Below are 15,043 nucleotides of genomic sequence, written 5' to 3'. Positions count from 1 at the left end.
GCGTAAAATAAAAAATATTTAACAAAAACTTAGTAAACACAAAGATTTAATGAATAGTCTTTAAGATAAATCATAATTAAGTAATAATATTTTAAAACAAAAACAATGAAAAAATCAATTTTTCTTTTTGAAACACTTTCAAAGTTCCCCATCTTTTATTCTTATAAAAAGATGTATTTACCTAAGGTTAAAAAAAATAAAAAATCAGTTAACAGTTCAAATTTCTCAAATCGAATTTCAAACCTTAAGCGATTAGAGGATGCAAGTACAGGGTATTTCACTACAGATAGTAGAATAAATATGAACTCAACTAAAAACAATAAAAATGCTCATATTTTATCAATAAAAAATCGTTTTATAGTACCTAAAAAAAGAGTTCAGGACGTGCCACTAAAAATTGTTCACAACAAAACGGGTACTCAAAATGAGTGGACTCACTTTTGTCATGACTTTTCTAAGTTAGCAAAAAGAAAAAATAATAATTACTTTACAACAATTAAAAAAGACATCTATCTATATAGTAATAGACGTGATCCGTAGATCATTCAATAGTTTAATTCTAGTACCATTTATACTTTAAATTTACCATAACAAAACACCATTTTTCTTTTGTAGTAAATTCAAAACATAACTGGTATAATAAGTATCATTTTCAGAATGAATAAATATAGTAAACACAAAAAACCGATACACAAATTGTTGTATCGGTTTTTATTATTTTGAGAAACTGCTACACAGTTTTAATACCTTATTTAATCATTTTAGCATAAGAATTATCCTCCAAAATCATCAAATCGTATATGCTCATCTGGGATTCCAAAATCTTCTCCCATTTTCTGAACTGCCTTATTCATTAATGGCGGTCCACAGAAATACAATTCTATATCTTCTGGCGATTCATGTTTGCTCAGGTAATTATCAATAACACAATTATGCACAAACCCTACAAAACCATCTCCTTCGGCATCAAGATTTTCTTTTACTTTCCAGTTATCTTCTTCTAATGGTTCAGAAAGTGCTAAGTAGAATTTAAAATTTGAAAACTTCTTTTCTAAATCATAGAAGTGATCTAGATAGAATAATTCTCTTTTTGAACGTCCACCATACCAATATGTCACTTTACGTCCTGTTTCTAATGTTTTGAATAGATGATATAAATGCGAACGCATTGGTGCCATTCCTGCTCCTCCTCCTACATACAACATTTCTGAATCCGATTCATTAATAAAGAATTCTCCGTAAGGACCTGAGATTGTAACCTTATCACCTGGCTTTTGGGCAAAAATATAAGAAGATGCCACACCTGGATTTACATCCATCCATCCGTTTTTAGATCTATCCCATGGTGGTGTTGCAATACGTACATTAAGCATTATTTCTCTACCTTCTGCAGGATAAGAAGCCATAGAATATGCACGCTCTACTGTTTCTGTATTCTTCATCACTAATGGCCATAATCCAAATTTATCCCATTCTTGTTTGAACTTATCAGGAGTTTCGTGCTCTTCTGGATGCGCTGTAATATCAATATCAGAATACTTTATCTCACAAGAAGGAATCTCAATTTGAATATATCCTCCAGCTTTATATCCCATATCCTCAGGAATACGAACTACAAATTCTTTAATAAAAGAAGCCACATTATAGTTACGCACTACTTCTGCTTCCCATTTTTTGATTCCGAATACTTCTTCGGGAATCTGAATGTTCATATCTTGTTTCACCTTAACTTGACAAGCAAGACGTGCTCCATGCTTTAACTCTTTACGAGAGAAATGAGGCGTCTCTGTAGGTAATGCTTCTCCTCCTCCTTCTAATACATGACACTCACATTGAATACAAGTTCCTCCTCCTCCGCAAGCAGAAGGCAAAAATATTTTTTGTGCTCCTAATGTTGATAGCAACGTACCACCAGATGCTACTTCGATTTCCTTTTCACCATTAATTTTAATTTTTACTGGTCCAGAAGGCAGTAATTTATCTTTGGCGAATAATAAAATTCCTACCAAAACAAGAACTAACGCCATAAACAAAATTATCGTTAAAGCTATTGTCCCTCCGGTAGATGCTTCTAAAAATATCATATTACTTAAGTATTGTAGTGTTAGTATTTTGGGCTATTTCTTTTTCAGTTTCCTCCTGTTGTTCTATCTGAGCAGCTCCTGACTCTTTTTTCTCTTCCTCTTCACCACCTGTTAGCATTCCACCAAAACTCATAAAACCTATTGCCATTAATCCTGTCAGAATGAATGTAATTCCTAATCCTCTTAAAGGTGCCGGAACATTAGAATATCTAATCTTCTCGCGTATAGCAGCTATTGCCAATATTGCTAGAAACCATCCTATTCCTGATCCAATTCCATAAACTGCAGCTTGAGAAATATTAGAAAATTCTTTTTGTTGCATAAATAAAGAGCCTCCCAAAATGGCACAATTCACTGCTATTAATGGTAAAAATATACCTAATGAATTATATAATGAGGGAGAGAATTTCTCTACTACTATTTCTACTAATTGTACCATGGTTGCAATGGTAGCAATAAACAAAATAAAGGTTAGAAAACTCAAGTCATAATCCTTATACTCTTCACCTAACCAAGTTAAAGCTCCATCTCTTAAAATATATTTATCCAATAAAAAATTTAAAGGTACTGTTATTGCGAGTACAAATATCACCGCAGCTCCTAACCCTACAGCTGTAGAAACTTTTTTGGATACGGCTAAGTATGAACACATTCCCAAAAAGAACGCGAATACCATATTATCGATGAAGATTGATTTTAAAAATAATTCTAAATATTCCATTTTATTCCTTTTTAGTTTTAATGAACTACAAAAAGCTCTATTATAACTGTGAATCTATCTAATGATCTTCTATTAATGCCTTGTTTTTACTTCTCTGGATCCAAATGATAACACCAACAGTAATCAACGCCATCGGTGCAAGTACCATAAATCCATTGTTTTCATATCCTAGAGCGTATAAGCCGGTTTTTTCTATTGGATCTCCTAAAACTTTGATTCCAAATAGTGTACCTGAACCTAATAACTCTCTAAAAAATGCTACAATAATTAGTAATACTCCGTATCCTGCAGCGTTTCCTATTCCGTCTAAAAATGATTTCCATGGACCATTTCCTAATGCGAATGCTTCAAATCGTCCCATGATAATACAATTGGTAATAATCAATCCTATAAATACAGAAAGTTCTTTACTCAAGGTATATGCAAAGGCTTTCAACACTTGATCAACTACAATTACCAAAGCAGCAACAACTACTAACTGTACGATAATTCTAATTTTTGAAGGAATAATATTTCTCATTAAAGAAATCACTACGTTACCAATTCCTAGTACAAAGATTACCGAAATTGCCATAACAATTGAAGGTTTCAATTGGGCAGTAATTGCTAATGCAGAACAAATTCCTAGTACCTGAATGGTTATTGGGTTATTATCAGCCAACGGATCAGATAATAGTTTTCTGTTTTTCTTAGAAAACAAAGGCTCTTTAGGCTCTTTTACTTTAACTTTTTCTTCTGTTGTTACTTCAGCCATTTGTTATTTTTTTAAAGTTTCAAAATAAGCTTGATACATCTTCATTCCTTTTTTGACCATTACAGTAACTCCGTCACCAGTAATTGTCGCCCCAGCCATTGCATCAACAGCATTATCATCTTTTCTTACATTTTTAGGATCGGCATTACCTTTCTTTACTGTAATTCCTTTATAATTTCCAGCAGCATCAACAATATGCTCCCCTATGAAATCATCTCTAAAATATGCTTCTTTTATATTGGCTCCTAAACCTGGAGTTTCTCCCTTATGATCAAAGAATGCTCCTTTTACGGTTTTGAATTCTTTATCTAACGATACATACCCCCAAATAGCATCCCAAAGTCCATTTCCTCTTACGGGCACTATATAATATTCTTCTCCATCTTTTTCTCCAATAAACAAAGGCATCTTTCTTTGATAATTAGCATCTGCTTTTACCTTATCATTTTCTTTCTTAACCTCTATATCAAAGGCATCACCTGTTTTCTTTGCTGAACTTCCGGTAACAATAAATTGCTTATCTCCAACATACTTTTTGAATAATTCTTCTGCTTGTTCTGCAGGAACAAATTCATTAGGATCTTCTTTATCCGCAACACCCATTGCAAATAAAATATTTTGTTGTTTCTCTGTTCTTTTATTTTCAGAAATCCTTTCCTTTAATGAAGAGGCTGTAAATGCCAATAGAGAACCTACCACAACTACCATTGCTATGGCAAATATAATTGTATACGAATTTTTATCTGTATTAATTGCCATGATCTACGCCGTTTTAAGTTTTAAACGTTTCATTCTTTTCTTGATATTTCCTTGAACCACATAATGATCAATGGTTGGAGCAAACACATTCATTAACAAAATTGCCAAAAATACTCCTTCGGGATATGCTGGGTTAAATACTCGAATCAATATAGAAATAAACCCTATTAAGAATCCATATATCCATTTTCCTTTATTGGTCTGCGAAGCGGTTACGGGATCTGTTGCCATAAAGACGATTCCGAACGCTATACCACCAACGATTAGATGCTTCCAAAACTCTAGATTCATCAATCCATAAAACTTACTAGATTCTGTGATCCATCCTGCACTAGTTACTCCGTTAAAAATTAGTCCCATAATCAAAGTCCCTAATACGGCACTTAACATAATCCTCCAACTTCCGATTTTTGTAAAAACAAGAAACAAACCTCCTAACAAAATTAGTAAGGCAGAAGTTTCACCTACTGACCCCGGAATAAATCCTAAGAAAGCATCAGCTATTGAGTATGTAGCATCTTGGCTACCTACAATATTCTTTCCTTGTGCGAGTCCTCCCAGAATGGTTTCTCCTGACATCGCATCTAATTTAGCTCCGTTAGCAATCTCACCAGCTCTTTCTACAGCACCATGAACCCAAACTTTATCTCCAGACATCCATGTTGGATATGCAAAGAATAAAAATGCTCTTATTGTTAATGCTGGGTTTAGAATATTCATTCCTGTACCACCAAAAACTTCTTTTCCTATAACAACACCGAATATAACGGCTACTGCCAACATCCATAAAGGTGTATCTACAGGAACAATCAAAGGCACTAACATCCCTGTTACCAAATATCCCTCTTCTACTTCGTGACCTTTTATTACAGCAAAAACAAATTCTACTGCTAATCCTACTCCATAAGACACAACAACTAGCGGAAGTACTTGCCAAAGACCAATCACGAGATTATCCCATGACCAAAATTCTGAGCTAAAAAAGCCATTTGACACTGCTTCTATTTCTCCTAACGCTAAATAGTGCTGATATCCTGCATTAAACATTCCAAAAATCAGACATGGTATTAGTGACATAATCACCGTGTTCATTGTACGCTTTAGATCATCTGCTCCTCTAATATGTCCTCCAGAATGCGTAGTTTCATTAGGTAAATAAAGAAACGTATGAATTGCATTAAACGCCGGAGCCATTTTTTTACCTTGGTACTTAAGCTTAAGTTTATGTAATTTATCTTTTAATCCCATAGCCCTATCCTATTTCTTTTAACATTAAGTCTAAACCTTCTCTAATCATTTGCTGATGTGGTTGTTTAGAAACACATATAAATTCGGTTAACGCAAAATCTTCGGGAGCAATCTCATACATCCCTAATTGCTCCATTGCATCAAGATCGTTTACGGCACATGCCTTAAGCAATTGCAATGGGTAAATATCAAAAGGAAAAACACCTTCATAATTACCAGTTACTACAAAGGCTCTATGCTCTCCATTCGTATTGGTGTTAAGGTCATATTTCTTATTCGGAAACAACCATGAAAATGTTAGAGCTCTTGATGGAGAAATTTTATTAAAAATAGGCTTATTCCATCCAAATAGCTCATAATCATTTCCTTCAGGAATAACACTTAGCGTATTATGATAATACCCCAAATATCCATCTGGTTTTACATTCTCACCAGTCAAAACATCACCACTAATGATTCTAATATTACTTTCATCAGTAACTCCTGAATCGTAGACAATAGTTGAAACCTCGGCTCCTATTTTGGTCGTATAATATCTTGGTTTTTTAACACAAGAACCTACCAAAGCAACAGTTCTTTCTGCATTGAACTTACCTGTAAGTAATAATTCTCCTATTATTAATAAATCCTGTGGATTTACCACCCAAACGACTTCTCCCTTATTAATAGGATCTACTTTAGAAATTTGCACACTTACATTTCCTGCAGGATGTGGTCCAGAAACAGTATGTAAGGTTACATTATTTAGCCCTTTAAGAGGAGAATCTCCATTTTTACCTACAGAAACATGCACTTCTCCTGACGTTAACTTACTCAAAGCAGTAACAGCCGCTTGTAGTTCGTTTTCTTTTCCTGACAGCACATAATCACTATCTGCTGCAAGAGGAGCGGTTGTATACCCTGATACAAAGATAGCCTTTGGAGCCACTTCTGGGTTTGCAATAACATCATAAGGACGTTGCTTAATAAATGGCCAACATCCAGAAGATAACAGATGAGTCTTAACCTCATCTCCGTTCATTGCGTTTACATCTTTTATTCCAAAATCAGCATATTGCTGTTCCTTATCTGCTAGAATTTTGAATGCCAAAATTTTTCTCTTCGCTCCACGAACTATCTCTACTATTTCACCACTCACAGGAGAAGGAAATAGTACTGTTTCATTAGATTTAGATTGAAAAATTGGTTCTCCGGCTTTTACTTCTGTCCCTTGTTTAGCAATAACTTTGGGGATTACACCATGGAAATCGTCAGGCTTAATTGCGTAAACATTACTTTTGGTAGCTCCTACAGTGTTCTTTTCTGCTTCGCCAACAAGTTTAATGTCCAAACCCTTTCTGATACGAATGTCTTTTGACATATTTGTAGTCTATGTTAATTAACTAAAAAAATCGAGCAAATTTAATAATTAAAACACGTAAGTAAAAGCAGGTTCTATGTTAAGATTTTATTTATAATGTTTCTAAATAAATAACTAAAGACTAAAAAAATTATCATATCCAGTTAGGCATGCATTTTGTTTATATTTACACCTATCAACTCTTACAACAATGCTAACGAAATCTTTAAAACATCTATTTTTTGCGCTCTTTTTTTGCTTATACACTCAAAATACTTTTACTCAAGTAACTGCAGAGCACATCAAGACAATTCAATTCGTTACAAATGCAGATTTAGCAGGCACTCCCATTATTAAATTAGGAGAGTCTTTTGAACTTACATTTGACGACATTAATGGAGATGAAGCGGATTATTATTACAGAATAAGTCATTATAATTTTGACTGGACCCCCTCCTCATTATATAAAAATGAATTCATGGAAGGTTTTGACGAAATTAGAATTACCGATTACGAAAACTCTTTTAATACATTACAGATGTACAGCCACTATAGGCTCAGTATTCCAAATGAAGATACAAGAAAACTAAAAGTGAGTGGCAACTATATAATAGAGATATACAATGATGATGATGAAGTCGTTTTTATCAAAAAATTCATCATTTACGAACCAGTAACCACAGTACAAGTCACAACCAAAAGATCAAGAAACTTAGCATTTATTGACACCAAACAATGTATTCAGTTTGAAATTAATTCTCCCAACGAAATTTTAAGAAACCCAAAAAGAACAGTCAAGACTTTAGTCATAAAAAACAACAATCTCGAAGATGCTATCACCAATTTAATTCCGCAGTTCACACTAGGCAATAGCCTTATTTATAAATACGATCAAGAAGCTGCTTTCTGGGCAGAAAACGAGTATTTGTCATTTGACAGTAAAGACATCAGAGCCTCAAATGTTTCTACAAGGTATATTGAATTAAACGAAATATACCACAACTACCTCTACACCAATATTACAAGAGCAAATCGACAATACACCTATAATCCAGATATTAATGGAAAATTTGTTGTACGAAATCTAAATGCAGATGACAGCTCTGTAGAAGCCGACTACGTTTGGATGCACTTTTCTCTTCAATGTTACGAACCTTTACAAGGAGGAGAAATACATATTTACGGAAACTTCAACAACTTTACCTTAGACAACACTACCTTATTAAAATATAACAAGGAAAAGAAAATATTCGAAAATAAAAGGTTGTTTAAACAAGGTTTCTATAATTACAAATTCATCCTTTTACGACCTGACGGAAGTATTGATCCTGGGTTTATTAGCGGAAATTTTGACGAAACTGAAAACGAGTACATTGTAATCCCATATTACAGAAATCCCAACGGACGCTACGACAGAGCTATAGGAATTGGTGTCGGAAACACATCAAACATAACCAATTAAATACCCATACTCCCCGTGAACATAAAAAAGAAACAACATTCATAACTTTATAGCAGCTAATAACTTATAAATTACTTGATTAATTATATAAAGTTTGACAAAAAAACACATCTTAAAAAATGACAAAAAAATTATTTAAAAAAACGTTATTTCATAAACAAAAACAACAGTAAATCAAACATATAACACAACTTAAGCTTAATCAAAATAGAGCATATTGATAAAATATTTCCCCGAAACTTATCAAAAAACCCGGCATTTTATAAAGTTTTATTATTAACAAATAATCAAATCTCTTGTTAAATTTCTGTTATCAAATCAAATATTTATTATTTTAGCCATTATTTTAGCGTAGAACTTTTTTAATTAAGAAACGCTATTACACATAGTTATGGTTCAACAAATCACCAGCGGCATAAAGATTTCGGTAGACACTACCTTCGAAGGCACGTTCTATAAGAACTACAAGGTGCACTTTGCTTTTGGTTATCGTATTACGATAGAGAACCAAAGCAAAGACTCTGTGCAGCTTACTTCGCGTTTCTGGGAAATAAAGGACGCTCTCAATAATACCGAAATTGTTGAAGGAGAAGGTGTAATCGGAAAAAAACCCGTCTTAAAGCCAGGAGAGTCACATGTTTATAACAGCGGCTGTCTTCTGAGTTCTCCTTTTGGAGCTATGAAAGGGCATTACAATATGGTTAATTTTACTTCTACAAGAAAATTTCAGGTAATGATTCCTGACTTTAAATTAAGCGCCCCATTTGCTCTTAATTAAAAACCCTTCTTTTTAATTCAAATCTGATTATAGTATCACCTTGTTTGATGTGACAATATTTACAATTCGAATCATACACGAATTGATATTCTTTTGTAGAATCAAAATTATTATTTACTTCCATAAAAAGGCCTGTAAAATCTTTAACGCCGAATTCTGTATATCTGGTAATCTCGAATAAGGACACCTCTTGGTCAACTTTTTTTAAAGTAAAATAGGCTCCACTCCCAATACCTGAGAGGTAATGCGCTTTTTCTAATAAAAAATCAACCCCATTTTTAGAATCACTATTACTTACTTCGGGTAATTTCTTATCAAAATAATTGGTCAAGTTCTCTCGAAGGACAGACCCAGGGTACACAGTTAACTCACCATCCTTAACTTGATATATAGTACCTCCTAACGAAGATTTCTCTACATTCCCCAAAGGACTTGGAGTAAACGATTTATTACGCAATAATGCTTTTATAATTTTTGAATGATCAGTTCCTGCCAAAATAGTATCTGCTACAATACGAGAACAATTACTTCCTTCTTTGCCAAATGCTCGATACAACACACTCCCTTTTTCCTGAATAGAAAGAACAAAATCTTTAGCTTTTTGATAATCAATATAATCACAAACTGATGCCACTAATCGACCACTGCCATGTGTTTTTTCTGGGTGTTTTTCTAACCAAAGCAAAAACTCTTCAAGATTCTCTATTTTTTGGTCAGCCCCCAAAAGCGCTTTAAAAGGAATCTCTAATTCTACATCGGTTTCTGCGCTTCGAACTCTACCATATCCTTGAGGCGTAACATATCTCCCAAAATCATAATACTCAGCATTACCAGTCTCATTTTCGATAAGTACAAATGCTGCATGACCCGCTTTAATATAGTTACTTTTCCCGAACCCAACTGCCAAGAAGGCCTTAACTAAGAATTCATCAGAATATTTCACAAATGTATCAGGAAAGGCAAGTGAAATTATTTTACCTGTATACTTTTTCAATCTTTTCTATTTTAAAAAATCATCTATTAAGCAGTAATGGCCTCAAAAATAACCGTACTCACTTCTTTATTTTGTAGATTTTCATAACGCATAGACAATTCCTCTTCTTTCTTCACAATTTGAGTAATACTTTTTGTTTTCAAATCTCCTCTATCTATCTGCAAGTCAATATTACAATCTCCCACTCCTGCATTTTTATGAAAATAAAGTAATGATTCTGGTGTTAGCGTATTATTGATCTCAAAATCAGCAAACCAATGCTCCCGAACTTTTTTCATTTCCTGAGTATACAATGTCGAGGATGACCATATATACAGTTCTTTTTCTAATACCCGGAGATGTTTTTGGTTTCCGTCCCAAACAAATTCTAACAATAATAAATCCGAATTCCAATTTGCAGCAATAATAGTAAAAGGTTCAATACCCTTACAATTATAATCCAAAATCGACTTTTCTAAATCATCCGCACCTAGTAACTCTTTTACCACAACTCCTCTACTTTGCCTGTAAGCAGAAGCTCTTTTATGAATATCAAACCCACCATTAAGTAGGCAAATCATAGTGTTCTTATCACTAACACCAATCCATGTCCCCCCTGCGACTGCATCTTTAGGAAATAACATTCTGGATCCGTTTTCTTGATAGAATTCAGGAAGTAAAGTTTTTCTATTTATTGCCTCATCACGATTCGAGGTAAGAATAAAATTATTTTCTTTAGTGGGGATCAACGTAACTGTACACATATATTTTCTAGGTCGACTAAATATGTTACAACTTACAAAAAAAAACACATACTCTAAATATTTATAAGCCTGAAAACTCTGACTCCCTTTGTGACAAAAAAATAGAGTAATCGCAAATACTTCTTATCAAAAATAATATATAATTCGAGAAAGCCGCCGCCCCTTGTTAGACTTAGGCTATTTATACATTGAATTTAGACACTCACGACGTCTTTTCTATGCAGTTTTGGGATCAAAACTAACTATGACTCCAAACCACTTCCACCTTTTTCAAACTCAATAAACAATTAATTTTCTATTCTAGCACTTTCAAAACAGCACTTGCATTCCTATTTTTCTGTACAAAAGGTTAAAATATATTTTAGGCTCTATTATTTTCTATCTTTGCTATCTAATACAGTTAACTCAACAGATGGAGACATCTCAACTAATTCAAACTAACACATTACATTATGGGAAAAGGCTTTTTTCAAGTCCCGGCAGCAATTAATGAACCAGTAAAATCATATGCTCCCGGAACCTCAGAAAGAGAAGAGGTTCTAGCTACTTATGCATCAATGTATAACTCTACGATAGATATACCTTTATATATTAATGGGGAAGAAATAAAAACAGGAGACACTGCTGTTATGACACCACCTCATGATCATCAACATGTTCTGGGCACCTATCATAAAGCAGAAAAACAACATATTGAAAAAGCAATTGAGACTGCTCTAGAAGCAAGAAAAAAATGGGCTAATCTTAATTGGGAAGAACGCGCAGCAGTATTTTTAAAGGCTGCAGAATTAATCGCAGGACCATACAGGTCAAAAATTAACGCTGCGACTATGCTAGCCCAATCCAAGAACATTTTTCAAGCAGAGATCGATGCCGCATGTGAATTCATAGATTTCTTGCGCTTTAACGTAGAATTCATGACAAAAATCTACGAAGACCAACCCGATTCTACTTCTGACATATGGAATAGACTCGAATACCGTCCTCTAGAAGGTTTTGTATACGCTATAACTCCTTTTAATTTTACTGCAATTTCAGGAAACCTTCCTGCTAGTGCTGCACTGATGGGAAATACAGTTGTATGGAAACCAAGTGATAGTCAAATTTACTCTGCCAAAGTAATTGTTGATATTTTTAAAGAAGCTGGGGTCCCTGATGGTGTAATTAATGTGGTATACGGAGATCCTTTAATGATTACAGATACAGTTTTAGCTAGTCCTGATTTTGCAGGCATCCATTTTACTGGAAGCACGCATGTTTTTAAGGATATTTGGGCAAAAATAGGCGCTAATATTCACACCTATAAAACATACCCAAGAATTGTAGGAGAAACCGGCGGAAAAGATTTTATTATAGCACATCCAAGCGCAAACCCTAAACAAGTAGCTACAGGAATATCTAGAGGAGCTTTTGAATTTCAGGGGCAGAAATGTAGTGCCGCCTCTAGAGCATATATCCCTAAAAGTATATGGGGAGCAGTAGAAAAACAAGTGCTAGAGGATATAAAATCATTTAAGATGGGCTCTCCTGAAGACATGAGCAACTTCATAACCGCAGTCATTCACGAGCGTTCATTTGACAACCTTGTGAGTTATATTGAAAAAGCTAAAAAAGATACTGATGCTACAATCATAGCTGGCGGAAATTATGACAAGTCGAAAGGTTATTTTATCGAACCCACTGTAATTGTCACCAAAGATCCAAAATACACTACTATGTGCACAGAACTTTTTGGACCAGTAATTACCATTTATGTATATGACGATAAAGACTGGAAAACAACATTACAATTAGTAGATGAAACAAGTGATTATGCACTAACTGGTGCTATATTTTCTACTGATAGGTATGCAATTAATGAAGCAACCGAAGCATTACAGAACAGTGCCGGAAACTTCTATATTAATGACAAACCTACAGGAGCAGTAGTTGGCCAACAACCTTTTGGTGGTGCAAGAGCATCTGGTACAAATGACAAAGCAGGATCATACCTTAATCTACTAAGATGGGTATCTCCTCGAACAATCAAAGAAACCTTCTTATCTCCTTCTAATTACAGGTATCCTTTTTTAGGGAAATAGAAAACTAAATACACTTTACTGCTGCCGAACTATAAAATATTAAGATTCAAAAATAGTTTTGGCAGCAGTTTATATCCATTAAAATTAAACTTCTACATAACTTTCCTGACTAAATTATTTGAATTGAGCCCGGATTACTATTTGATTAATGCCAATTTCTAGTTATAGCTAATAGCGTAGTATTACAACTTATATTTTAAAGGGAGATACACAACTTTTTTAGTTTCAAAAAATTCTTCATCAAAATAATTCGAAAGCTCATGTTGTTCTGCCTTAGGAAACAAGGATAATTCTTCTGACAGGTCTCCTCCCTTAAGATAAAGAATTCCATTATGTATATCATGTAGACTCTTTTTTGTTATATTTTTTCTTACCCACTTAACAAAATCAGGCATATTAGTAACTGCTCGACTTACCACAAAATCGAAACGTTCGTCAAAAGTACCTGCTCTTCGTTGTTCTGCCTTTACATTTTTTAAGCCTAAAGCATTTACCACTTCGTTTACAACACGAATTTTCTTAGCAATTACATCTACTAAATAAAACTGGGTTTCAGGAAATAAAATCGCAAGTGGGATACCTGGAAAACCACCTCCCGTTCCCACATCTAACACATTACTACCGGGCTCAAAAGGCTGTACCTTTGCAATACCCAAAGAATGTAAAATATGTCTTTCGTACAAAGACTCTATATCTTTACGTGATATCACATTAATTTTGGCATTCCACTCAGCATACAAAGTTCCCAATTCAGAAAACTGAGATTGTTGCTCTTCTGTAAGATCAGGAAAATATTTTAGAAGGATATTCATTAATTCAGAAATTAAGCAGCAAAAATACGAGATAAGATCATATATTTTGTTTCTTTTTTAGGAACTTAAAAAATTTAAATACCTAACTTTGCTCAATATAATTATGACAAATAACGTTTGTTCATAAACCTCAACAATCATGACGACACCAGATGTACGTTTTAGTAGGGTAGATTCTGCTAAATTTTTTAGAACACTTAACAAGCGTGTAAACGAATATTTCAAAGACAATAACATTAAAAGAACAGGAAACTGGAAATTACACCTAAAAACTGTAGTCATGTTTACTTTGTTCTTGACTCCATATTTTTTAATATTAACACTTGACATCTCGCAATGGTGGATGCTATTGCTTACCATTGTTATGGGAGTCGGAATGGCGGGTGTTGGAATGAATGTAATGCATGATGGAAATCATGGATCCTATTCATCAAAAAAGTGGATTAACAAATTAATGGGAAGCAGCTTGTACATTTTGGCAGGAAATGTATACAATTGGCAGGTACAACACAATGTCTTACACCATACCTACACGAATATACATGGTCATGATGAAGACATGGATGCTGGTAGGGTAATTCGCTTTACGCAACACGCAGAATGGAGACGTTTTCATAAATTCCAACATTACTATTCTATTTTTTTATATGGCTTATTAACTTTTAATTGGGCTATTACAACGGACTTTAAACAAACGAAAAATTATCTTTCGCGTAAGCTTTCATATGGTAAACTACCCAGTCCATTAAAACAATGGAGCACCGTTGTAATCACCAAAATAATTTATATCCTAATTTGGATAGCTATACCGATGATATTTATGTCTATTGCTTGGTGGAAAATTCTTATCGGCTTTTTTATCATGCATTATGTAGCTGGATTGATTTTAAGTATTGTATTTCAATTAGCACATATAGTAGAAGACACAGAAATGCCGCTTCCTGACAAGACAGGCACAATGAAAAACACATGGGCAATTCACCAGTTATTTACCACGGTAAATTTCTCTACAAAAAACAGGCTAGTTAATTGGTTTACAGGAGGCTTAAACCACCAGGTAGAGCACCACATTTTTCCGAATATTAGTCATGTACATTATACTAAAATTTCCAAAATTGTAAAGCAAACAGCTTTAGAATTTAATTTACCTTATAACGAATACAAAACTACCCGCAAGGCGATACTTGCCCATTTTAGACATCTTAAAGAAATGGGGATGAAACCTGCGGTAATGCAATAGTAACTTTTATTTACCAATCAAAATGAGT

General features: G+C 33.9%; 14 protein-coding genes. 5 read left to right on the top strand and 9 right to left on the bottom strand.

Annotated elements, in window-relative coordinates; all coding sequences use genetic code 11:
• Positions 1 to 105: 105 nt before the first annotated feature.
• Positions 106 to 540 (top strand): hypothetical protein, encoded by a 435-nt coding sequence (locus DZ60_RS0115290; RefSeq protein ID WP_025742916.1) that lies wholly within the window; start codon positions 106 to 108, stop codon positions 538 to 540.
• A 233-nt stretch (positions 541 to 773) separates the two neighbouring features.
• On the opposite strand, the gene nqrF is transcribed toward DZ60_RS0115290, so the two are convergent.
• The 6 genes from nqrF to DZ60_RS0115260 are packed head-to-tail and all read right to left on the bottom strand — an operon-like array spanning position 774 to position 6,926.
• Positions 774 to 2,081 (bottom strand): NADH:ubiquinone reductase (Na(+)-transporting) subunit F, encoded by a 1,308-nt coding sequence (nqrF, locus tag DZ60_RS0115285; RefSeq protein WP_025742915.1) that lies wholly within the window; start codon positions 2,079 to 2,081, stop codon positions 774 to 776.
• A gap of 4 nt (positions 2,082 to 2,085) precedes the next feature.
• Complete coding sequence (gene nqrE / locus DZ60_RS0115280) at positions 2,086 to 2,805, bottom strand: NADH:ubiquinone reductase (Na(+)-transporting) subunit E (RefSeq protein ID WP_025742914.1); 720 nt, start codon at positions 2,803 to 2,805, stop codon at positions 2,086 to 2,088.
• Between the two features lie 58 nt (positions 2,806 to 2,863).
• Positions 2,864 to 3,559, bottom strand: a complete 696-nt coding sequence (locus DZ60_RS0115275; protein ID WP_051477666.1) for an NADH:ubiquinone reductase (Na(+)-transporting) subunit D — start codon at positions 3,557 to 3,559, stop codon at positions 2,864 to 2,866.
• Positions 3,560 to 3,562: 3 nt separating this feature from the next.
• Positions 3,563 to 4,318, bottom strand: coding sequence for a Na(+)-translocating NADH-quinone reductase subunit C (locus DZ60_RS0115270; RefSeq protein WP_025742912.1), 756 nt, complete (start codon positions 4,316 to 4,318; stop codon positions 3,563 to 3,565).
• 3 nt (positions 4,319 to 4,321) lie between these two features.
• Positions 4,322 to 5,566 carry an NADH:ubiquinone reductase (Na(+)-transporting) subunit B gene (locus tag DZ60_RS0115265; RefSeq protein WP_025742911.1) on the bottom strand — a complete coding sequence of 415 codons (1,245 nt, stop codon included), beginning with the start codon at positions 5,564 to 5,566 and terminating at the stop codon, positions 4,322 to 4,324.
• A gap of 4 nt (positions 5,567 to 5,570) precedes the next feature.
• Positions 5,571 to 6,926 carry a Na(+)-translocating NADH-quinone reductase subunit A gene (locus tag DZ60_RS0115260; protein WP_025742910.1) on the bottom strand — a complete coding sequence of 452 codons (1,356 nt, stop codon included), beginning with the start codon at positions 6,924 to 6,926 and terminating at the stop codon, positions 5,571 to 5,573.
• A gap of 190 nt (positions 6,927 to 7,116) precedes the next feature.
• On the opposite strand from DZ60_RS0115260, the gene DZ60_RS0115255 reads away from it, so the two are divergent.
• Together DZ60_RS0115255 and apaG are read left to right on the top strand one after the other, a co-directional pair.
• A complete protein-coding gene (locus DZ60_RS0115255) occupies positions 7,117 to 8,367 on the top strand; it encodes a type IX secretion system plug protein (RefSeq protein WP_025742909.1) in 1,251 nt (416 codons plus the stop codon).
• A 391-nt stretch (positions 8,368 to 8,758) separates the two neighbouring features.
• A complete protein-coding gene (gene apaG / locus DZ60_RS0115250; RefSeq protein ID WP_025742908.1) occupies positions 8,759 to 9,145 on the top strand; it encodes a Co2+/Mg2+ efflux protein ApaG in 387 nt (128 codons plus the stop codon).
• Here apaG and DZ60_RS0115245 read toward each other — a convergent pair.
• Together DZ60_RS0115245 and DZ60_RS0115240 are read right to left on the bottom strand one after the other, a co-directional pair.
• On the bottom strand, positions 9,138 to 10,139 hold the full coding sequence (locus DZ60_RS0115245; protein WP_025742907.1) for a DUF6695 family protein: 1,002 nt from the start codon (positions 10,137 to 10,139) through the stop codon (positions 9,138 to 9,140). The two genes, apaG and DZ60_RS0115245, sit on opposite strands and share 8 nt — an antisense overlap.
• 26 nt (positions 10,140 to 10,165) lie before the next feature.
• Complete coding sequence (locus DZ60_RS0115240) at positions 10,166 to 10,882, bottom strand: NRDE family protein (RefSeq protein ID WP_025742906.1); 717 nt, start codon at positions 10,880 to 10,882, stop codon at positions 10,166 to 10,168.
• Positions 10,883 to 11,334: 452 nt separating this feature from the next.
• On the opposite strand from DZ60_RS0115240, the gene pruA reads away from it, so the two are divergent.
• Entirely contained in the window at positions 11,335 to 12,963 is a 1,629-nt protein-coding gene (gene pruA, locus DZ60_RS0115235; protein WP_025742905.1) for an L-glutamate gamma-semialdehyde dehydrogenase, read from the top strand.
• A 182-nt stretch (positions 12,964 to 13,145) separates the two neighbouring features.
• Here pruA and rsmG read toward each other — a convergent pair whose 3' ends face one another.
• The gene (gene rsmG / locus DZ60_RS0115230; protein WP_025742904.1) at positions 13,146 to 13,775 is read right to left on the bottom strand and encodes a 16S rRNA (guanine(527)-N(7))-methyltransferase RsmG; all 630 of its coding nucleotides are present in this window, start codon (positions 13,773 to 13,775) and stop codon (positions 13,146 to 13,148) included.
• 139 nt (positions 13,776 to 13,914) lie between these two features.
• Between rsmG and DZ60_RS0115225 the strand changes: the two genes are divergently transcribed.
• Positions 13,915 to 15,015 carry a fatty acid desaturase family protein gene (locus DZ60_RS0115225; RefSeq protein ID WP_025742903.1) on the top strand — a complete coding sequence of 367 codons (1,101 nt, stop codon included), beginning with the start codon at positions 13,915 to 13,917 and terminating at the stop codon, positions 15,013 to 15,015.
• Positions 15,016 to 15,043 lie beyond the last annotated feature (28 nt).

Source organism: Aquimarina pacifica, from assembly GCF_000520955.1.
Lineage (GTDB): Bacteria > Bacteroidota > Bacteroidia > Flavobacteriales > Flavobacteriaceae > Aquimarina > Aquimarina pacifica.
Note: the sequence above shows the minus strand (reverse complement) of the source record. Positions and strands in the feature narration are given on the sequence as shown.